The following is a 21,477-nucleotide window of genomic DNA, read 5'->3' as shown; positions in this document are numbered from 1 at the left end:
ACCGCCTCACTGGCTGCCAGGCTCGGCGAGCCGACTGTCGGCCGCGACAGGCATGCATTTTGTTCGGGGTCAGTCCAGACAACGATTGCGTGGGTATTACAGGTCCGTGTCAAACGCCAGCCCACGGCGCATGGACAGCGCACGTCCCAGGTGTTGCAGATTTGGCAAACTTCCCGAACACAAACAAACACGCCGCTCCGGGTGACAACAGGCGATATCGCAGGTAACAATGGTGCAGCGTGTTATGCACGCACGGGGGAAGCTTTAACCACGGGGAGGGTGGTACGGGCGTGGAAACAACACAGGATAGTGAAAAATTAGCAAACGTTAATAAAACGGGGGTTCCACCGCCTGGGCCGCTGCCTCCGGCGATGGACATCTGGAGGCAGCACGCAACCAACGGTCAGCACCGCGTGGTTCCCACTCAGCTGACCTCGCGAGGTGCCCGTGACCTCGTCACCTGGGACAAGGTGTCGACGGACGCAGGGCGAGGGTCAATGGGCTGGGGACTGGCGGAGGACCGCGATCCCCTGCTTGACGCCCGCATTCTGATCATCGACGACTGCACGCTCTATCGCGAAAATCTCGCCAACATCTTCGTGGCGAACGGGATCGCAGCCCCCAGCGTGGCCTGGGATCTGCCATCACTGGTCCACGCACTCGACGGCACCACACCGAACGTCGTCCTGCTGAATATCGGAACTCGAGACAACCTGACGCTGCTCCAGACGGCATTGCAGATCAGCCCTGCCGCTCGGGTGATCGTTCTGGGGGTCTCCGAGGACAACGAATCGGAGATCGTCGCCTGCGCCGAGGCGGGCGTGGCCGCGTACCACACTCGTACCGAGTCGCTCGACCACCTGCTCGGATTGATCCGCAAGATTGCTGCCGGCGAGTCGGCATGTTCACCTCGCGTCGCCGCGATTCTGCTGAACCGGCTATCCGCACTCGCCGCCGAACGCCAACCACCGCCGGCCAAGGAACTAGTTCTCACAGCCAGGGAGGCCCAGATCCTAAGGATGCTGGAAGTCGGTCTCTCAAATCGGGACATCGCATCGCGGCTCTGCATCGCGGTTCACACCGTGAAGAACCACGTGCACAGCCTATTGAAGAAGCTGGGCGTCAGCACACGCGCCGAGGCGGCGGCACTCTCGAGGACCATCCGATACACCGACGATGACGACGGGAACTAGACCGGGGACTAGCGAAAAGTTCGCTCCGCTGGTCCATTTACGCCGAGCGCACAGCGCCTGATAGTTAGTGAGTGTTCTCAAAGGTAGCCCGTAGTACCGGACGCCAGTCGCTGTTGTCAGCGGATTGCGCAGCAGCGGTGGCGAATTCGGATCACCGATCGTTCTCGGTGCTCTGCGGCTCGGTTGTGGACGGCACAGCTGCCGCTGGGGGGCGGCTCGAAGCTGTTGTGCCACTCCCGTTCCTGGACCGAACTCTCGGCCTGACGCTCGGCCGCGATGTCGACAAGCCCACGAAACTCGCAAAGGCGATCGCAGTGCAGTGATCTCAAAAGAATTGGGGGGAATCAATGGACAAAAGTCTATTGCCGAGCACCGACACCAGATTGCAGTCAAATCATGGCTGACCGGAGCCCGGACGAATACAAGCACAACGGATTCGACGACCGGCCCTCGCCAGCTCAGTTGGCGAGCGGGACGGTCGAGGTCAGGGTGGCAAAGCCCGCACCGACTACGGGCAGCCGACGCACCAAGCGAACCCGCCCGACCTCCTCACCACCGACCGTCAGCTTGGTCATCCCGGTTAGGAACGAGGCACGGACCATCGCGTGCTTCCTCGAGCAGATCGCCGACGAGGTCAGCGAGATCATCCTGGTCGACGGAAACTCGACTGACGCGACGCTGATCACCGCCTGCAGCGCCCGTCCCGACATCAAGGTGATATCCCAGGAGGGCGTCGGCAAGGGCAGTGCGCTCAGGACCGGCTTCCTGGCCGCCTCCAGCGACGTCATCGTGGTGATGGACGCCAACGGAAGTATGACGCCGCAGGAGATTCGGCACTATCTGCACTTTCTCACCAACGGATATGACTTCGTCAAGGGTTCACGGTTCATCGTGGGCGGCGGGTCGTTGGACAGCTCACATTCCGGTCGGCTCGGCAACCGGTTCGTGCTGACCGTGTTCAACACCCTCTACGACACCAAACTCACCGATCTGAGCTACGGCTTCTGCGCATTTCACCGCCGCTATCTGGATCTGCTCTCGCTCACGGCGACCGGATTGGAGATCGAGGCGGAAATGGCCGTCCGCGCGGTGCAGGTCGGTCTGCGGGTCGTGGAGGTACCAAGTCTGGAAATGTCGCGGAGATCGGGAAAGTCGAACCTCCATGCCATCCGTAATGGCATCAGGGTGTTGCGCACCGTCGTACGCAGTCACCATTCCGAAGTGCTGGGACCCGTCACGCCGCCTCCACCGAAAAGCACTGGCGCCCAGCAGCTCGCACGAACTTCGCCCAGATGAGCAGACACCAGACCAGACGATTCTCGTCAATCGACGGAACTTGCCCCATACCCATTGATTTCGCCCGAACAGGAGGTTGACCGCAATGCGCGCACCCGTCACCAGCGCCACCGGATTCATCGGATCCACATTGGCCGACCGTCTCTTGGCCAAAGGGCATCAGAAGGAAGCGGATCGCTCCGGACACAAGGCCTCGCCCGGCGCCGATTTCGTCGGCGACGTGGTTATGGACTTTGTCGCCACTGCTCGAAACTATCCGCACCGCCCCGCCATCGTGCACGACGGGGCCACCATCACCTATCAAGACCTCACAGAGCGGGTCCGTCTCACCGCATCGCGCTACAGGGCACGTCATATCGCCGCCGATGAGCCATCCAGTCTGATCGGTGCCCTGGTCTCGCACACCCCCGCGGTGGCAGAGCACCTGCTTGGGATACTGCAGGCCGGTGCCACCTACTGCCCGGTCGACGCCGCGCTTCCGGCCGCCCGCCAACAGGCCATCGCCGCAGTACTAGGCCTGGACCGTTTGATCACGGTAGGCGATGACCCGCGTGAACCGACGGACCCACGGGTCGAGATCCTCGATGGGGATCCCGTATCTGCGGATGAAGTACTGCCCCAGCCCATATGGCACCGCACCGATCCCGCGTACGTGTTGTGCACCTCCGGTTCCACTGGGGTACCTAAGCCGGTGGTGGTCTCGCGACACGCCCTCACCGTCACGGTGCGTGCGCTGCGCAACCTCTTCGCGCTCACCCCCGATGACCGTGTGCTCCAATTCGCCTCGCTTGGCTGGGACACCTGCTTGGAGGAGATTCTGCCGGCGCTGACTGCCGGCGCGGCTCTTGTTTTCGACAAGGAGGCCCATTCCGGCTCGTTCCCGCGCTTCGTCCGGATGCTGGAGGAACGGGAAGTCACCGTCCTCGACCTACCGACCGCGTTCTGGCACGAACTGGTGTACTTCCTAGACGAGGGGCACACGGCACTTCCGGACAGCGTCCGGCTGGTGGTGATCGGCGGCGAGCGGGTTGATCCAACCCGGTTGCGGCAGTGGCGTGATCTCGACACCGGGCATGTCAGCTTGCTCAACACCTACGGTTGCACCGAAACCACGATGATCACCCATGCGGTGCACCTGTCCGGTCCCGATACCGAACCTGAAGTCTCCTCCACCGACGCCGAGGCACCAATCGGGCGTCCGCTCCCCCACGTACTCGATCAGGTCACCGATGAGGGTGAGCTGCTGGTGTCGGGGCCCGCCCTGGCCACCGAATACCTCGGTCTGACGGATATCACCGCCGCCGGATTCCCGGTCGCAGACTACGGATTCGGGCCAACACGGTGGTTTCGCACCGGTGACTTGGTCACCCGTGGCGCGGACGGTCTGCTGTACTCGCGAGGCCGCGCTGACGAACAGGTGAAGGTCGCTGGTGTGCGCGTACATCCGGCCGAGGTCGAGGTGCAGTTGAACACCCACCCCGCCGTCACGGGAGCCGTCGTGTTGGGCGAACGAGTACTCGGGCGTACGGCATTGACGGCATACATCGTGGCGGCCGAGCCCACCACTCCCGCCGATCTGAAGCGCTACCTACGTGAGCGCCTACCCAGTCAGTTCGTACCAACTCAGGTGAAATTCGTTACTGCGCTGGCCTACACGTCGACCGGGAAAGTTGATCGTGCAGCAACCCAGCGTGCCGCAGCGGATAACGACAGCAAAGGAACAGTCCAATGAGCGCCGGCCACATCGTCCAGATCTTCCGCAGGGTCCTCGACACCATTGACGTGACTCCGCACTCCGACTTCTTCGACCTCGGCGGTGACTCTCTGCTGGCCACCCGGGTGCTCAGCGCGATCGCACGGGACTTCGGAACAGAGCTGTCATGGGAGGACTTCATCGAAGATCCCTCTGCAGCAGGTCTGTTCGACAAAGTTGCGGCCGGGGTGTCATGAACGGGCAAGCCATGCGTGTCATCGTCGTTGGTGCCGGCCTGTCCGGGCTGACAGCAGCTGTCGAATTGGCAGCGGCGGGCGCGGAAGTGACCGTGCTGGAGGCACGTGATCGGGTAGGCGGCCGGATGCACGGCATCCCGATATCAGAGGGTGTCGTCGCCGACGGGGGTGCCGCCTATCTGGGGGTGCGGCACACCGAGCTGCTCGAACAGTTACGGGAGCACAGACTTGGCCTGGCCTCCACAGCGATGGTCGGCGATAGCACGTTCCTCCTGTCGGGCCGCCGGACCACAACCGCGAGTCGCGTGCCACCGCTGGACGCGGTCGCGCTCGGCGACCTGTTCGATCGGCTTGAGGACCTCGTCGGGCAGGTCCGGCCGGATGCACCTTGGCAAGGCCAGGATGCGGAACGCCTCGACCGACTGACTGCCGCACGCTGGCTAGCCGACGAGGTCGAGCATCCAGACGCGCGGACCTTCTTCCCGCTTTTCATTGGCGAGATGATGGCAGCCGATCCAGCCGCGATCTCCGTTCTGCACATGGCCTTCTATCTGCGGTCTGGCGGTGGGATCCGCTATCTCAACGCCTTCGAGGGCGGCGCCCAGCAGTGGCGGATCGATGGCGGCGCACATCTGCTGACTGAGGCACTCGCCGAACGGCTCGGTGAACGAGTGCGGTTGGCACATCCGGTATCTGCGATCGTCCAGAACGACAATGAGGTGGTTGTGCATTGCGCTTCGACCATCGGCGGCGAGGCCTCGCAGTATCGCGCCGACCGAGTCGTCGTCGCCGTGCCGCCGCTGTTGGCCCAGCAGATCGAGTTTCAGCCTGCGCTGCGCAGGCCACGGGCGACACCGGTCACTGGCCGCGGCTGCGCAGTCAAGGTACACCTTGGCTATCCGGCTCCGATCTGGCGTGAGCACGGGTTGTCAGGATGGTCGGTGAGCGCAAACGGGCCTCTGCTGTCCACCGTCGACGATTCTCCGGCGGATGAATCGGCGGGTGTACTCACGGGTTTCGTCACCGGTGCAGAGGCGTCAGCGTTCTCCGCGCTGTCGCCGAGCCAGCAGAGGCAGGCGGTGCTGGACCACACCCGTCAACTCTTTCCTGAGCTGCCGTCACCGACGCAGTGCACCGTGACTGACTGGTTGGCCGAGCAGTACAGCAGGGGATGCTATGCCGCCCTGTTCGGACCCGGCGACTGGTTGCGGCTGGGACCGACGCTCACCGAACCCCATGGCCGCGTTCATTGGGCGGGCACCGAAACCAGCCTGGAGTTCTTCGGGCTGATGGAGGGCGCGATTCGGTCAGGTCGACGTGTCGCGACCGAATTGATCCAGGGCGCCGAACCGGCGACCACTTCGCGAAAGGTTCTGGCCCAATGACAACGCTCAGTGAACCCGGACAGGCCGGCTTCACTGCCGTCGCCGACCAGCCGTATAGCTATGTGCGCAACGAATTGTCCGAGCCGGATTGGCGACGGTACCCAGGCTGGGCGACGGTCACCGAATCTGACTGGCGAGATCCGCAGTGGCAGCGCGCGCACTCGATCAAGAACATCGGTCAGCTGCGTGCCGTGGTGGGGGAACTTCTCGACGAGCGGTTCTATGCCGATCTGGCCGACGATCAGCAGCAGCAGGCGACCATGTCCATGTTGCTGCCGCCCCAGATGCTGAACACCATCGCGCCACACGTCATACCGGGACGCCGCAGCCTCACCGAGGCGTTCTATGCGGATCCGATTCGGCGCTACATGCTGCCGGTCCTCAGCGATCGCGAACCGGCATGGGGCTCACACCCTTACGCCGAGCGCGATTCACTGCACGAGAGCGACATGTGGGTAGTCGAGGGGCTGACGCATCGATACCCCACCAAGGTTCTCGCCGAAATGCTGTCGACATGCCCGCAGTACTGCGGCCACTGCACCCGAATGGATCTGATCGGCAACTCCACACCAACGGTCAGCAAGGCCAAGCTGACGCTGCGACCGGCCGACCGGCAGGACCGAATTCTGGACTACCTGCGAGCCACACCGACGGTCCGTGATGTCGTCGTCTCCGGCGGTGATGTGGCCAACGTCCCCTGGCCCCGGCTGGAATCGTTTGTCACGCAGCTGCTCGAGATCGACACGATCCGCGATATCCGATTGGCGACCAAGGCGCTGGCCGCGCTGCCGCAGCACTGGCTGCAGTCGAACGTGGTCGACGGAGTCAGCCGGGTGTCACGCATTGCCGCGGCTCGCGGGGTGAACCTGGCGCTGCACACCCACATCAACCATGTCCAGTCGGTGACTCCCCTGGTGGCGGAAGCGACCCGGGCCCTGCTCGACGCCGGGCTGCGCGACGTGCGCAACCAGGGAGTGCTGATGCGAGGGGTGAACGCCACGGCCGACGACCTACTCGACCTGTGCTTCGCACTTCAGGGCGAGGCAAACATCCTGCCGTACTACTTCTACATGTGTGACATGATCCCCAACTCCGAACACTGGCGCACCCCACTGTGGCAAGCCCAGCAGCTGCAGTTGTCGATCATGGGGTATCTGCCCGGCTTCGCGACACCGCGCATCGTCTGCGACGTTCCCTTCGTCGGCAAGCGCTGGGTCCACCAGGTAGTCCGCTACGACCGGAACCTGGGCATCTCCTACTGGACCAAGAATTACCGCACCGTATTGGACGGCGCGGACAGCGATGTCCTGAACCGGGTCTACCCCTTCTACGACCCGATCGACAGCCTGCCGGCGTCGGGGCAAGCGTGGTGGCAAGAAGCACGCGACTGTGCCAGTGACACCGAGGCTTCGGCCGGGTGATGGCGATGGCGATGAATGCTCTGCAATGCGCGAGACGGCGCTCAGCGGCCCCGGCGCTGACTGGACACAACCGGGCTGGTCTGAGCGAGCACCTTCCCACATGGACGACTGTCGGCCCGCTGGTCCGATTCAGCCTGCCTGAACGCCGCACACGCGGCGACGGCATTCTCGCCGCGAATTTCGTGGGATTGGAGTAGAACGATGCAACAGACCGAGATGCAGATCAGACCCGTCGGCCTTCGCTCCACCAATGGGAACGGACATCCGACAGCTGTTGACCACACAGTCACAGTCCCACCGCAACCTGAAGTCGCCAACGGTCGCGTCGCAGCTGCCGCACAAAGACTCATACCGAGCGAGGTATTCGCACGCACCACTTGGCAACGGCGATACGCGGCCCAGTTGCGGCTGACCGACACCTTGGTTGTCTGCGTGGGTGTGGTTCTGGCCCAGTACATTCGATTCGGAACCACCGCACCAGCAGCTGGGGACTTCAAGTACCTCGTACCGGGCTTCTCCGCCGTCTTCATCGTCGTGTGGCTCTTCGCCCTCGCCGCATTCCACACTCGCTCTCCGAGAGTCATCGGTTCCGGTATCGAGGAGTATCGGCGGGTGATCGCCGCATCCTTCTGGACCTTCGGTGCGATCGCGATCGTCACGCTGCTCCTCAAGGTCGACGTCGTGCGTGGCTACCTGGCAGTCGCGCTTCCAGCGGGGATCCTCGGTCTGCTGCTGAGCAGACTGTTCTGGCGTGGCCATATGGCGCGCAAGCGGGCAGACGGTGGCTACCAGACCGCTGTGCTGGCCATCGGTGAGCCTGACGCAGTGCAGAATCTGGCCAACGAGTTGACCCAGAATGCGGTGGACGGCTATCGCGTAGTGGGAGTTGGCGTACCGGGTTATGGCCCTCCGCGGGGCGAACGGATCACCGTGCACGGTGCGGACATCCCGATCATCGGCGGGGAGAGCCAGGTGTTGGAGGCGATCCGCACCTGTGGTGCGGACACCGTCGCCATCGCTGGAACGGAACACTTCGGTGTCCAGGGCATCCGAAGACTGATTTGGGATCTCGAGCCGCTTGGAGTTGACCTCGTCGTCTCGACCGGCGTGATGGACGTAGCGCTATCCCGTCTCGTGATGCGTCCGATCGCAGGCCTTCCGTTGTTGCACATAGAGAAACCTCAGTATCTCGGCGCACAACGATTCCAGAAACGGGCGTTTGACATCTGCTTCGCCTCGGCGGCTCTCATCGGGACCCTGCCGTTGCTGATTGGCACGGCGATCGCGATCAAGATCGGCAGCCGTGGCCCGATCTTCTATTCGTCCGAACGGATTGGCATCGACGGGAAGCCGTTCTCGATGATGAAGTTCCGCACCATGGTCAAGGATGCCGACAAGCAATTGGCAAGTCTGTTGAACGCCAACGAGAGTGACGGTCTGCTTTTCAAGATCCGTGACGATCCGCGCATCACCTCAGTGGGTCGTTTCCTACGGCGGTTCAGCATCGACGAGATGCCCCAGTTCCTCAACGTGTTACGCGGGGAGATGAGCGTCGTCGGTCCCCGGCCACCGTTACGACGCGAGGTGGAGGCATACGACTGCGATCTGGTGCGTCGGCTGTTGGTGAAACCAGGCGTAACAGGGTTGTGGCAGGTGAGCGGCCGATCCGATCTCTCCTGGGAGAGGTCCGTTCGCCTGGATCTCTCGTACGTCGACAACTGGTCCATGACTCAGGACGTCTTGCTCATCGCCAAGACGTTGAGAGCAGTGTTCCGTCGTTCCGGCGCGTACTGAGGTTGTCATGGACGATCAGCCATCAGTGACGGTCCTGGGGATCAACTATGCTCCCGAACCCTTTGGTATTGCGCCATATACGACTGGTCTGTGCCGCGGTCTGGCAAGCAGAGGCTACCGGGTCAATGTCGTCACCGGAATGCCTCACTACCCGGAGTGGCGGGTGCCGACTGAATATCGTTGGAAATGGACATCGATGGAGACGATGGACGGCGTGTCCATCAAGCGGGTTCGACACTCGGTTCCAAAACGAGCGTCGAACCTGCGTCGCCTGCTCATGGAGGCTACCTTCGGCGTCCGCGGTGTCGGATCGCGGTGGCACGAGCCCGACGTCGTTATCTGCACAACGCCGGCACTGATCTCGACGGCCGCTCAATGTCTGCGCCGTCGCGTGTCCGTCGGGCGCCGTCCGGTACTCGGCGTCTGGGTTCAGGATCTCTACGCAGTCGGTCTGAGTGAGACGCAGGATGCGGGATCCGGCGCAGCCAGACTTGCCAGCAAGCTGGAGAGCTGGGTCATGCGGGAGGCCGATGGCATCGTTGTGGCGCACAGCCAGTTCCGGAATCAGCTGGTACAGAGACTCCAGGCAGACCCTGCCAAGATCACGACGATCAGGAACTGGACTCACGTTGAGTCGACCGACGAAAGCGATCGAGCCACGAGTCGCGGACGCCTCGGTTGGGCAGACAACGAAACGGTAGTTCTGCACGCCGGAAACATGGGTGTCAAACAGGGCCTCGAAAACGTGATCCGCGCCGCTCAGGTCGCTGACAACGACAACCTGAACCTGCGGTTCGTTCTCATGGGCGATGGGAATCAGCGATGCACGCTCGAGGCGATGGCACGTCAAACACATCATCTGGAGATCCGAGACCCACTGCCACAGGGCGACTATGTGGCTGCATTGAAAGCCGCTGACATCCTGCTCGTGAACGAAAAGCCCGGCGTCTCGGAAATGTCGATACCAAGTAAGCTCACCTCGTACTTCCAGAGTGGCACGCCGGTGGTGGCTGCGGTCAGTTCGGAAAGCAACGCAGCACAGGAGATCCGACGCTCCAGAGCCGGGATCGTGGTCGATGGAGGGGACCCGGCATGCCTCATCGAGGCAGCCGCATCGCTCGGCAGAGATGCCAGTCTTCGGAAGGAGTTGGGGGCGAACGGAATCGAGTACGCGGCAGCCGAACTGAGCGAGGCGGCGTCAATAGACAAGTTCGACCACTGGATTCAGCGCATGCTGGCGACGCAGAAGGCATGAGGGAGTGGGCATTCCCGAAATCAGTGGAATGCCCGAGATGGACACGAACATTCAATTCAGACAGTCGAATCACAAGGGGGAGAATATGAGCAAGGTGGCACTGATAACCGGGATCACCGGACAGGACGGGTCCTATCTGGCCGAGTTGTTGTTATCCAAGGGCTATGAAGTTCACGGCCTGATCAGGCGGGCATCGACATTCAACACCGTCCGGGTCGAGCACATCTACCAGGACCCGCACCTCCCCGGCACCAGGCTGTTTCTCCACTACGGTGACATGTCCGACGGTGCCCGGCTGTCGATGCTGTTGAGCAAGATCAATCCCGACGAAGTCTACAATCTCGCAGCGCAATCGCACGTGCGGGTGTCGTTCGACGAGCCGGAGCACACGGGAAGCGTGACGGGTGTGGGCTGCGTCCGACTACTGGAAGCGGTGCGACAAGCCGGACTGTCATGCCGGTACTACCAAGCGTCGAGCTCTGAGATGTTCGGCGCCTCCCCTCCCCCACAAAGTGAGACCACACCGTTCTACCCGAGGTCGCCCTATGGCGCCGCGAAGGTCTACTCCTATTGGGTGACCAAGAATTACCGTGAAGCCTACGGAATGTTCGCGGTGAACGGGATCCTGTTCAATCACGAGTCACCCCGGCGCGGTGAGACCTTCGTGACCAGGAAGATCACGCGCGCCGTCGCTCGGATCAAAGCCGGAATGCAAGACGAACTGTTCCTCGGCAATCTAGATGCCGTGCGCGACTGGGGTTATGCGCCCGAGTTCGTGGAAGGTATGTGGCGCATGCTCCAGGCCGACGAGCCCGATGACTACGTTCTGGCGACCGGCCAGGGGCATACCGTGCGGGAGTTCGTCCGAATCGCATTCGCCCGAGCGGGGCTGAACTGGGAGGACCACGTCAGATTCGACCAGAACTATATTCGACCCACTGAGGTCGATGCGCTAATCGGGGATGCCTCCAAGGCCGCCCGATTGCTCCACTGGAAAGCGGAGGTGTCCGGGCCCGACCTCGCCGCGATCATGGTGGACGCCGACATCGCGGCGCTGCGGTGCGCGGGAACCCCGTGGGTGGACAAGCCGGCCCTGGTCGACTGGGAATAGCACAACGAGCCGAACCCGACATGTGCAGTCGTGTTGATCACGTCGTGAACACCAAAGCCTCTACAGGCCAAATGAAGGGAGACCTCGAATGAGCACAGTGGCTGAGCACAACTCACCTCAACTCTCCGGACTCAACCCCGAACCCGGCAACCACTTCTCCCTCGATGGCTTCACCGGACGCGGATACAGTCGCGGCCGCGGGGTGCCGATCCAGATTCTGTGGCTGATGTCGCGCGGATTGTTGATGAAGTGGTGGTGTCCAAACAGAGTCCGCATCGGGGTTCTCCGACTCTTCGGCGCCAACATCGCTGCAGGAGTGATAGTTCGGCACCAGGTGAGGATCCATTGGCCGTGGAAGTTGGCAGTCGGGCGCAACTCCTGGATCGGTGAGGAGACCTGGATCCTCAACCTCGAAGAAGTGACCATCGGATCAAACACGTGCATTTCGCAGGGTGCGCTGTTGTGCACCGGCAGTCACGACCGGCGAAGTCCCACCTTCGAGTTCGACAACGCCCCGATCGTCATCGGAGATTCGGTGTGGGTCGCGGCGCGGGCGACTGTGCTGCGCGGCGTTTGCATCGGAGACGGCGCGACGGTAGGGGCGACGGCGGTTGTGCCCCATGACGTTCCCGGCGGAGCCACTGTGCTGGCGGCTCAGCCGCGAGCACAGTGGCACCACCGCCGGGCTGACGATGGGGACACTCGTGCAGACTGATTCCGTCATCTACGTTGCCGGCCACCGCGGCATGGTCGGTTCCGCAATTGCACGTCGCCTGCACGACACGGGCTACCGGAATGTCCTGACCCGCACACACGAGGAACTTCCTCTCGACGACGCTGCGGCAGTCGAGGAGTTCTTCGCCTCACAGAAACCCGAGTACGTCGTGCTCGCCGCCGCGAAAGTTGGTGGCATCATCGCCAACTCGACTCAGGGCGCCGACTTCATCCGGGAGAACCTCAAGATTCAGACGAATGTCATCGACGCTGCGTACCGCTATGGCACACAGAAGTTCATGTTCCTGGGCTCGAGCTGCATCTATCCCAAGTACGCGCGACAGCCGATCGTCGAGGAGGCGCTTCTCACCGGTCCGCTGGAGGAGACCAATCTGCCGTACGCGATCGCGAAGATCGCCGGTATTACGATGGCCGACGCATACGCGAAGCAACACGGCTTCAACGCGTTCGCAGTGATGCCCTCCAATGTGTACGGCGTGGGCGACAACTTCCATCCGGAGAATTCTCATGTGGTCGCGGGTTTGATGCGTCGATTCCACGAGGCCAAGCTGACGAACCTGTCGGAGGTGGTTGTCTGGGGAACCGGCTCGCCGCTGCGAGAACTGATCGACGCCGATGACCTCGCCGACGCGTGTGTCTTCCTGCTGCGCGGTTACAACGACAGAGGAATCATCAATGTCGGTTCCGGACAGGAGATCACCATCCGAGACCTGGCACTGTTGATGAAATCTGTCGTGGGCTTCGAGGGTGAGGTGGCGTTCGACTCGACACGGCCGGATGGCACTCCGCGCAAGATCATGGACAGCAGCAAACTGGCGACACTCGGATGGCGGCCCACCCTCACAATCGAAGCTGGCTTGAAGAAGATGTACGCCTGGTTCACCGAGTCACAGTCCGACAACCGTTGTGTGGGGAGACCACAATGAAGGCAATCGAAATGCTGGTCTGGCTTCTTCCCGGCCACGCGCTGAAGAACAGGCTGTTGCGGATGTTCGGCCACGACGTCTCCCGGTCCGCCCGTATCGGCCCCGTACTGGTGTTGAACCTCAACCGTGCCGTCATCGGCGAGGCCGTAACGATCGCCGCACTGAACACATTTCGGTCTCTTCGCCTCCTGGAGATGGGCGACGGCGCCACGATGGGCTCCTTCAACATGATCTCCGCGCACCCTGCGTACCAAGCGTTGCACCCGGATGTCGGAAGCCTGACCATGGGCGACGGCGCAGCCATCACCAGTCGACACAATATCGACTGTTCCGGGATAGTCCGGCTCGGCGACATGTCCGCTATCGCTGGCCAGCGGACCACGATTCTGAGCCATGAGATCGACATAACGATGAACGTGCAATCCGCGGGACGGGTCATCGTTGGTGAGCGGTCCGCGGTGCTGACCAACTGTCTGGTGCTGAAGGGCGCCATCTTGCCGAGCTACTCGCTGCTGACCGCGAACTCCATGCTGATCAGGACGAGAGAACTCGATCCAGCTCCGGGCATCTACGGGGGATCTCCTGCCAAGTTCATCAGGTCCAATGTCCCGGATGATGGTGAGAGTTGGTTCGAGCGCGCGGAGACCACGACGACCAGACTCAGGATCGACCTTCCGCGTGGCGAGCTACGCACCGTGGTCTCAGGGATCGGTTGATCGGCGATGACGAATTCAGTGCGTGTCGGGTCATTGGACCTCGCGATGGCCGGCGATCCGGTGTGGGTGGTCGCCGGCCCGGTGGCCGACGACGTTGAATGTCAGTTCACAGACGTGCTGGCCCGAATGGCCGCGCAAGGCACACGGTTTCGGGTCGGTCTCATACCAAGTACCGATGGGCGGCTATGGGAGTACACGGACACGCCAGGGGCGCTCTTGAAGGCGGATCTGGCAGAGGCACTGACTCCGGAGGAAATCTTGACGCGGGTTATGGGCCGTCCCGCACCGGCGCCGATCTCCCTGGTCCAGGTGGGCGCGTACGTCTGTGTGTGTTTCGACCACGGTATCGGTGACTCCCACGTGATGATGGAGATGCTTGCCGCTATCACTGCGCGAAACTCTCCTCGGGGTTTCGTGGAGCCGGTTCCGGATCCCGCGATCGTCGACCGTCCCCTCCGCACCGCGTTGATGACCTTTGCGCGCAGCAGCAAGCACCGGGGGCCGCTCACACTTGAGTTCGCGCAATCGACGTTCACTGCGGTGGCCCACAAGGCCGGCAAGGTGTTTCGCAGCTTCAAGGCTCGGCATGGCCACACGGCCACAGTTCGTGGCTACGAGGCGATTCATGTGGCGAGCAAGCCCGGGTTCGTGAGCGATGTCAGGGCATGGCGGGATGCCCGTCATCCCGGAGCGTCGGTCACCTCGGTCGTCATCTTCTCGATCCACCGCGCTCTCCGCGCCGCGGGCATCCCCGTCGCCGACGATGTCGACGTCCTGATCGACCTGCGTCGGCGGCTTCCCCACGGGGTCGAAACCCTGGCGAACCTGTGCACCATCACCAAGGTGGCCACCGGCAGGAACATGACGTTCGACGAATTCAGCGAACAGTTCCGCGAACGCACCAGTTCGGGCTGGCCGCTGGTGAAGAGCGCAGCGCATCTGGGGCTCGGACGGATCGCCCTCGCCCTCGGCGTGCGGCCCGGCCCGAAATGGTGGCTCGTGGGCACGCCTTCCGAACCTGGATTGGTGGAGGTGACGTACTCGGATATCTCCAAGATTCCGTCGACGTCCAAGCTCGATTTCACCAGACCCGAGGCGGGTGTGCTGGCGGTCGCGCTGCCGCCCGGGACCACGCGAAGTCTGACGATCGCGCTGTGGGTCAATGCCGCCGGACAGGTTCAGGTCACCGCGACCCTGCCGCCGGGGTTGATCGATCGGGACGCCTTGCGGAGTGCGCTTGAAACCGCACTCACTCCCGCGATCGTCGACTGCGACCGCAGTGATCCTCGGTCGGACATCGTGGAGGCGATCGCACTATGAGGGTCCTGCAGGTGCTCACGCTCGTTTCGCCCGATGGCGCCTACGGTGGTCCGGCGCGGGTCGCCCTCAATCAGTGTGCCGCTCTGGTGGAGGCAGGCCACGAGGCAACCTTGCTGGCCGGAACGCGCGGCTACTCCGTTCCACCGCGACAGATCGATGGCACGCCGGCCCAGCTGTTTCCGGCTCGTCAAGTGCTACCACGGGTGGGGTACGCCGCGACCTGGACACCCGCGATGGTCGGCTGGCTCAAGCACCACGGATCCGAGTTCGATGTCATGCACGTTCACCTGGCGCGCGACCTGGTCACAATTCCTGCGGCGCTGACCGCACTGCAACTCGGACTACCCATCGTCGTACAGACGCACGGAATGATCGTCACCGGTTCGCACCCGCTTGCGACGCCCATTGACGCACTGTGGACGAGGAAAGTGCTCAGATCGGCCGGCGCCGTCTTCTACCTGAACGATGCGGAACGCGCTGAACTCAGCGTCATCGGCGGCCCAGGGTTGCGTCTGGAGCCGCTCGAGAATGGTGTGCCGGTGACAGCGGGCGCCGACCCCGACAAACGGGCACAACCCCCCGAGGTGCTGTTCCTCGCGCGCCTGCACAAGCGGAAGCGTCCAGAGGTCTTTGCCGCGGCAGCACTCGAGCTGCTGCGCAGCGGCATTGACGCGCAGTTCTCCCTCGTGGGTCCACCAGAAGGAGGGGAACTGGCGGTCGACCGGATCATCGCCGAGGCACGCGCCGACGGTATCGACGAGTCGCGCCTGCGTCGGGAACCTGCTGTGGCTCCGGGGAATACGGCCGAACGAATGAGGGCGGCGTCGGTGTACGTGCTTCCTGCCGTCCGTGAACCGTTCGGGATGACCGTCATCGAGGCACTCGCTGAATCCGTGCCGGTGGTGATCAACGCCGACGGGGGGCTCGCCGACTTCGTGGAACGGAGTGATTGCGGCGCAGTCGTCGCGGGCAGCTCGCACGACTACGCGGGCGCGATCGCGGGCTTGCTCGCTGATCCCGTGACCGCCCGAACCCAGGGTGAGGCCGGGCGGGTGGCGGTTCGCGAGACGTACGGCATGGCGCCAGTACGCAAGAGACTCGAAGACGTATACGAATCGATCACGCTTGCGAGGATGCGATGAGCATACGGACCAAGCACCGACCACTCTGGCTGGCCCTGCAAATTGTGTTTGCAGTCCTGCTCTCCGTTCTGGTGACGGGCGCGCTGTGGTGGGGATTCGTTCGAGGACGCGCTCCCCTTGCCGCGCAGGGAATCAGCGTGGAATCCATCTTCGCCCGAGAGCCCAACGGGCCAACGCCGGATCGGTTCGACAATGGTGAGCCGGCGCGGTCGCCGGGTGCACGATTCGTGGTCTGGTCGGGTGACGGCGAGTCACGGCTCCCCGTTAATGGTTCCGAACTCACCAAGGATCTACCGCAGAACGTTCATCGGAACGTCTCGGATCCGCGGATCTCGGAGTGGCAGGGAAGCTACGCAAACTTCGAACTGTTCGCCAACCACGGGTTGACGGATTCGCTGCCCGCCTTGGAGAAGGTATGGGCGTCGGCGGCGGGCGGGTAGCCAACATGGAGCGGCCGTCGACGTTCAGCAAGACGCGGGCCCTGGCTGGCGGAATTGATCAGGTCTTCTCTAGCCTGAGCAATGGTCTGATCATCTATGCGATCGCGGTTGTGACCTCGGTTGCCGACTTCGGGCGAATCGGCCTGGTGATGACGCTGCTCGCGGCAGCCATCGGCGTCCAGCGCGGGGCGCTGGGTACGCCGCTTCTCCTCAGTTCGGCGAAATCCGCCACCGATGTCCGTCGGGAAGGCGGGTACGCGGTGACGACGGCGTTGATCATCGCGCCAGTCGTCGGAATTCTGATGGTCACTGTCGCCGGTTCTGCGGTGCGCACCGAAGCGCTGCTTCTACTGTTGGCCACCCCGGTGGTCCTCGTCCAGGATGTGTTGCGCTATATCGCTATTGCAGAGGGTCGCTCGTACATCGCAGCGATATGGGACGGCGTGTGGTCCGCCGGCTCGGTGCTTCTGCTGGTGGGTACCTGGCTCAAGCTGCCGCACATCACCGCCAGTTTCCTATTGTGCGCCTGGGGTCTACTTGCGCTCGTCGCGCTGGTCGGCATGCTCGTCAACGTCCGGGTCAGCCCGAGGCTCGCGGGCTACCGCGAATGGATGGCCGACGGTTGGAGACACCGCGTCCGCTATGGCACTGAGGCGGGACTGGAACAGGTCACCGTGTTCGCGGTGTTGCTGTTCGTGACCCTGGTGCTCAGTCCAGCCGTCACTGCCGCGGTTCGGGGCGCGACGGCGGTATTGGCGCCCGTCGCCATCCTTGCGAGTGCCGTGCCACTGATTGTGATCTCCGAAGGCACTCGCCTGACGATGCGGCCGGAGCAGGTGTGGCGAATCTTGGTTCGCATCACGGCGGCGATGTCGCTGGCCGCCGTGACGTTGGGTGTCGTGCTGCACTTCCTGCCGCTGCGGTGGGGAGAGTTCCTGCTCGGTGCGACGTTCGCCGCGACACAACAGATCGTGCCGATCATCGCGTGCGAGTACGCCATCGGCGGCTGGGCGATCGCCGTCGCCATCTACCTTCGTACCTTCAACCGCAGTCGTGATGCGCTTGCGCTGAAGGTCGGTTACGTCGCGGTGATGCTGCTGACCTCGCTTGGCGCGGCAGTCGCGCTTCGCACGGCATCCGGTGTGGCGCTTGGCATGGTCGCCGCGACGACATTCGTCGCGACGATGGCCATGCTGTGGTTCCGTCCGTGGGCCAGCGACGACGACGGGATTGCCGAGTTACCACACGTGCACTCACCTGCCGCCCCGAGGCGAAGGGTGTTGATCCCTAACGCAGATTCGGCCGCTTGAGCCAAGCTATCGAATAGCGTCGCCGCCTCACGCCGTCGAACTCGTATCGCTGCCGGGCTGCGGCGACGGGCACTCGGTCATGCCGCGGGTCATCGCGCCAACACTGCAGCGGCCGCCTTGGGTTGCCAGTCAGCAGTCAGCAATGCTCCGTAGCTGTACTCGGGATCGCTGGCATAGTCGCCAATATCGCGGATTGTGAAGATGAAAGCTGGTCCAACGTATCCCGCCGAGGCCGCAGCACCCAACACCTCAGTGATCTGCTTTGCCTGCTCCTCCTGAGACACGCCGCCGGGCCCCGTAAAGGTGGGCGCCCCAAGCTCTGTCAGCCATATGCGCTTTCCGCTCTCGCCGTGAATCGACATGATGGCGTGTACCCGACCAACGTCTGACCACCCGTTGTATGGATCGGCGGCGAGCCCTTCTGGCGATACGTAGGGATGCATCGCAGTGGCATCGAAGTAGCCTTTCGCGCCTGCGGCGTACATCCGCTCAACGAACTCCGGAGGGGCGATCTGTCCCGAACGGCTCAGACCGCCGGAGATTACCGTCGAATTGGGTTGCACTCTCTTTATCGCCGAGTACGCGGTCTTCAGAAGACTTGTGTACTTCACCACTGGGTCGCCTTCGTAGTCGAAGAACCTCTGCTCGTTGGGTTCGTTCCAGATTTCCCAGTTGGTCACGCGGTCGCTGTAGTGCGTGGCCGCTGCCGCCGCGAAGTCGCCAAAATCGTCATCATTGGCTGGTGGTGCACTGAACGGTGACTGTGGGGGTCTCGCCCATTCAGGTGAGTATGAAAGAACGACAAGCACATTCAGACTGCGAGCGCGTGCGGAGTTAACAACCAAGTCCAAGTAGCTCCAGTCGAAACTCCCCTTCTGACGCTCGATGCGAAAGGAATCGAAGATTACTCTGAGCCACGACGCGTTGGTTCGCGACACCGCGTCGAGTTCTCGGCTGAGATCATCGGAACTCAACCTGATATTCCCCCCATAAAGACTGAAGCCGTACCCGGGGTTGGGAGCTGCGGGTGCGGCACACGCCAACTGGGTCATTATCGGACAAATCAATAAGACGGCGAAGAATGACGCCGCTAGTCTGCGGAGCCTTTGGCGTTCGAACAGCGCCCCCATCCGATCAAGGTACTGGATGGGAGCAGCGTGCGCCTAGAGCCACTTCGGGCAGGCGCTGGAGCAGTCCCTGGGTCGAATGCGGGAACCCGGCGCCGATGCTCACGCCAGCTGACCAGCCAGACGCAAGTGGAGAAGAGCTTCGGCCATCCCATCGAGAGCACCGTTGCCACCGCGCGGTTGCGAACCAGGGTTCCCAAGGGGCCGGCCCGCGCGCGGCAGGTATTGCTCTGGCCTACAACCTGATCGACGCCGACCAGCCACTCTAGGACATAGGTCACCCCCCGATCTCATAAACCTGGTCCCTGTCGGTGCGGTGCTTCACAAAGCAAGCTTCTCGCGCACGGGTCGGCATCGCACCCGCTGAAACCCGGCGCCGATCAACCGAAACGGAGGTCGCCTAACCACCCCGGTCGACAGGTGCTCCCTTCACCGAGGGGTGTGGAACCAGATCCACATGCGGCTGCTCTGCGCAGGGTCGATTCACGAACCGTCTCGCACAGGTGATCTGGTGATTTCTGATATCGAACCGACATTCAACCGCGATCCTAAGCGCGCGGTATTACGATTGCCTCAGCTCTGGATGGGAGTTGATTGGTCGATGCACGTCATCGCCCGCCCCCGGACATTGCGGAAGGAGTGATCGCAAGGTACGAGTGGCAAGCCGGCGACGCGGACTAGGGGGCAGTAGAAAGTCCGTGTTGCGCCACGGCTAACCGTGCACCGTCAATGAATTACGCACAAGGGGGACGCGATGACGGAAAGACGCAAGATACAAACCAGGTGGATGCACCGTAGCGCACGTGACTTCTTGACCGTGTTGCTGCGCGGGTGGCCTCTGATACTCGGATTCACTGTTGTTTGCGGTATGGCCGGTCTGGCGTACAGCTTCCACCTGAAGCCGATCTACGAGGCGACAAGCACCCTCTTTGTGGCATCGGGCAGTAGCTCGTTGCCGTCCGCGTACGACTCGGCGAAGGCCTCGCAGGAGCGTGTCGGCACCTACGCTCAGCTGATCTACTCAGACGCCGTACTGTCGCCGGCCCTCGAAGGGGCGAGGCTGGACAAAACGGTGAGCGATACTCGACCTGCCATTCGTGTCACTGCGGATCCGCAGGTGTCACTTCTCGAGGTGTCGGCACGCGATCAGGATCCCGAGGTGGCGCAGAGACTTGCCAATGCCGTATCGGATTCACTGGCAAGTGCAGTTTCTCGCTTAGAGATCCACGCGCTTGGGGCGGAGCCCACCGCGCGACTTACCGTCGTCAGCACAGCAGAAGTTCAACCTGCTCCAGTCGTGCCTAACACGACACTGAATGTCGCCCTCGGATGCGTCGTTGGTTTTGTGCTAGGGCTATTGAGTGTGATTGTGCGAGAACGTTTCAACAACACTGTTCGGGACTCACGTGACGTCGAATCTGCATTGGGTCGACCAGTCGTGGCCGAAATTCCTGCCGCTGCAAAGGCGGCCTCCCGAGAAGTTGACTTCGCCATGGGCTCGGATGGAGTCTCCGTGGCGTACCGCGATCTGCGGTCGCTGCTCCTTTCGTCCCGCGTTGCCCCCATCAAGACATTGCTTTGTACAGCTACGCTAACTAATGAGGATGCAGCCACCGTGGCCAGGAACCTGGCCAACGTGATGCACCGAGCAAAGATCGCGGTCGTTTGGGTCAGCGTGAACTTCAGCGCTGATGAACCGTCTCCAGGTCTAGCGGACGTCATTCTAGGACGCAGCAGTCTTGCTGAGGTGCGGCAACGCGACAACAGTGGGATGGTCACGATTGGGCCGGGTCGCAGCGACGGGACGGTGCCTGCTGACCTCGTGGCCATGCCGGAGTTTCGTGAAGTCCTCGACCAGCTTGGCACCTCGTATGACCTAGTAATAGTCGACGCGTCGGGAATTCTGGACGGAGGCGGCGCTGCAACCGTCGCGTCAAACGTTGACGGTGTCCTGTTAGTCACTCGAGTCGGTCGGACGAAGTTGACAGATTTGGCCTCGTCTAGGGAGAACCTCGCCAACCTCCAAGCAAATGTTATCGGCGCCGTTCTCTGCGCCCGATCGGGCAGCCGCACGGACGAGCGGCAGGTTGATAAAACACTGGCACGCAAGCCTCCTCGTACCAATGGCGAATCCGCGGGCGCTCCCCTAGAGACTGTTGAAGTAGTCAGAACCCACGGCGGGCCGCGCACGGTTTGATCTGCCAATCGTGCTCTAAGAACGGCAGCACTCCTGCCGACAACGGAGTGGTGGCCGACGATGATGCGGCTAACTTGACCAGCGATATCTCTTGATCCACCTGGCGCGTCTGGAGCAGGCACCTGTTCCCGCCGCCAGAGCGGATCGGGTGAGCTGATT

18 protein-coding genes and 1 pseudogene are annotated in these 21,477 nt (G+C 62.6%); 18 read left to right on the top strand and 1 reads right to left on the bottom strand.

The window, feature by feature from the left end; translation table 11 throughout:
- The first annotated feature begins 371 nt into the window (after window positions 1–371).
- The 17 genes and pseudogenes from ACZY0X_RS11440 to ACZY0X_RS11360 all read left to right on the top strand — a co-directional run bounded on the left by ACZY0X_RS11440 (window position 372) and on the right by ACZY0X_RS11360 (window position 17,994).
- Window positions 372–1,193, top strand: a complete 822-nt coding sequence (locus ACZY0X_RS11440; protein ID WP_463770365.1) for a LuxR C-terminal-related transcriptional regulator — start codon at window positions 372–374, stop codon at window positions 1,191–1,193.
- Between the two features lie 396 nt (window positions 1,194–1,589).
- Complete coding sequence (locus ACZY0X_RS11435) at window positions 1,590–2,489, top strand: glycosyltransferase family 2 protein (RefSeq protein ID WP_463770363.1); 900 nt, start codon at window positions 1,590–1,592, stop codon at window positions 2,487–2,489.
- A gap of 85 nt (window positions 2,490–2,574) precedes the next feature.
- Window positions 2,575–2,649 (top strand): annotated as a pseudogene (locus tag ACZY0X_RS11430) (hypothetical protein); the annotation flags it as partial.
- A 66-nt stretch (window positions 2,650–2,715) separates the two neighbouring features.
- Window positions 2,716–4,221: an AMP-binding protein gene (locus tag ACZY0X_RS11425; protein WP_463770640.1), complete on the top strand. Its 1,506-nt coding sequence runs from the start codon at window positions 2,716–2,718 to the stop codon at window positions 4,219–4,221.
- Window positions 4,218–4,439, top strand: coding sequence for an acyl carrier protein (locus tag ACZY0X_RS11420; protein WP_241403895.1), 222 nt, complete (start codon window positions 4,218–4,220; stop codon window positions 4,437–4,439). Before ACZY0X_RS11425 ends, ACZY0X_RS11420 begins: the two co-directional genes overlap by 4 nt.
- Entirely contained in the window at window positions 4,436–5,824 is a 1,389-nt protein-coding gene (locus ACZY0X_RS11415) for a flavin monoamine oxidase family protein (protein ID WP_463770361.1), read from the top strand. Before ACZY0X_RS11420 ends, ACZY0X_RS11415 begins: the two co-directional genes overlap by 4 nt.
- Entirely contained in the window at window positions 5,821–7,245 is a 1,425-nt protein-coding gene (locus ACZY0X_RS11410) for a KamA family radical SAM protein (protein WP_463770359.1), read from the top strand. The genes ACZY0X_RS11415 and ACZY0X_RS11410 overlap by 4 nt, the downstream gene beginning before the upstream one ends.
- A gap of 216 nt (window positions 7,246–7,461) precedes the next feature.
- Complete coding sequence (locus tag ACZY0X_RS11405) at window positions 7,462–9,039, top strand: sugar transferase (protein ID WP_463770639.1); 1,578 nt, start codon at window positions 7,462–7,464, stop codon at window positions 9,037–9,039.
- Between the two features lie 7 nt (window positions 9,040–9,046).
- On the top strand, window positions 9,047–10,294 hold the full coding sequence (locus ACZY0X_RS11400) for a glycosyltransferase (protein ID WP_463770357.1): 1,248 nt from the start codon (window positions 9,047–9,049) through the stop codon (window positions 10,292–10,294).
- A gap of 85 nt (window positions 10,295–10,379) precedes the next feature.
- On the top strand, window positions 10,380–11,405 hold the full coding sequence (gene gmd / locus ACZY0X_RS11395; protein ID WP_463770355.1) for a GDP-mannose 4,6-dehydratase: 1,026 nt from the start codon (window positions 10,380–10,382) through the stop codon (window positions 11,403–11,405).
- Between the two features lie 88 nt (window positions 11,406–11,493).
- Window positions 11,494–12,120: an LbetaH domain-containing protein gene (locus tag ACZY0X_RS11390; RefSeq protein ID WP_463770353.1), complete on the top strand. Its 627-nt coding sequence runs from the start codon at window positions 11,494–11,496 to the stop codon at window positions 12,118–12,120.
- On the top strand, window positions 12,026–13,066 hold the full coding sequence (locus ACZY0X_RS11385; RefSeq protein WP_463770351.1) for a GDP-L-fucose synthase family protein: 1,041 nt from the start codon (window positions 12,026–12,028) through the stop codon (window positions 13,064–13,066). Before ACZY0X_RS11390 ends, ACZY0X_RS11385 begins: the two co-directional genes overlap by 95 nt.
- Window positions 13,063–13,782 (top strand): LbetaH domain-containing protein, encoded by a 720-nt coding sequence (locus tag ACZY0X_RS11380; RefSeq protein ID WP_463770349.1) that lies wholly within the window; start codon window positions 13,063–13,065, stop codon window positions 13,780–13,782. Before ACZY0X_RS11385 ends, ACZY0X_RS11380 begins: the two co-directional genes overlap by 4 nt.
- Before the next feature lie 6 nt (window positions 13,783–13,788).
- Window positions 13,789–15,102, top strand: a complete 1,314-nt coding sequence (locus ACZY0X_RS11375) for a hypothetical protein (RefSeq protein WP_463770347.1) — start codon at window positions 13,789–13,791, stop codon at window positions 15,100–15,102.
- Window positions 15,099–16,244 (top strand): glycosyltransferase, encoded by a 1,146-nt coding sequence (locus ACZY0X_RS11370; RefSeq protein ID WP_463770345.1) that lies wholly within the window; start codon window positions 15,099–15,101, stop codon window positions 16,242–16,244. Before ACZY0X_RS11375 ends, ACZY0X_RS11370 begins: the two co-directional genes overlap by 4 nt.
- Complete coding sequence (locus ACZY0X_RS11365) at window positions 16,241–16,684, top strand: hypothetical protein (protein WP_463770343.1); 444 nt, start codon at window positions 16,241–16,243, stop codon at window positions 16,682–16,684. Before ACZY0X_RS11370 ends, ACZY0X_RS11365 begins: the two co-directional genes overlap by 4 nt.
- On the top strand, window positions 16,660–17,994 hold the full coding sequence (locus ACZY0X_RS11360) for an MATE family efflux transporter (RefSeq protein ID WP_463770341.1): 1,335 nt from the start codon (window positions 16,660–16,662) through the stop codon (window positions 17,992–17,994). The genes ACZY0X_RS11365 and ACZY0X_RS11360 overlap by 25 nt, the downstream gene beginning before the upstream one ends.
- Window positions 17,995–18,083: 89 nt before the next feature.
- On the opposite strand, the gene ACZY0X_RS11355 is transcribed toward ACZY0X_RS11360, so the two are convergent.
- Entirely contained in the window at window positions 18,084–19,124 is a 1,041-nt protein-coding gene (locus ACZY0X_RS11355; RefSeq protein WP_463770339.1) for a glycoside hydrolase 5 family protein, read from the bottom strand.
- Between the two features lie 751 nt (window positions 19,125–19,875).
- On the opposite strand from ACZY0X_RS11355, the gene ACZY0X_RS11350 reads away from it, so the two are divergent.
- Complete coding sequence (locus ACZY0X_RS11350; protein ID WP_463770337.1) at window positions 19,876–21,318, top strand: Wzz/FepE/Etk N-terminal domain-containing protein; 1,443 nt, start codon at window positions 19,876–19,878, stop codon at window positions 21,316–21,318.
- The last annotated feature ends 159 nt before the right edge of the window (window positions 21,319–21,477 follow it).

The sequence above is a fragment of the Mycobacterium sp. IDUB_39 genome (genome assembly GCF_055419205.1).
This window is presented reverse-complemented; position numbering and strand designations above follow the sequence as displayed.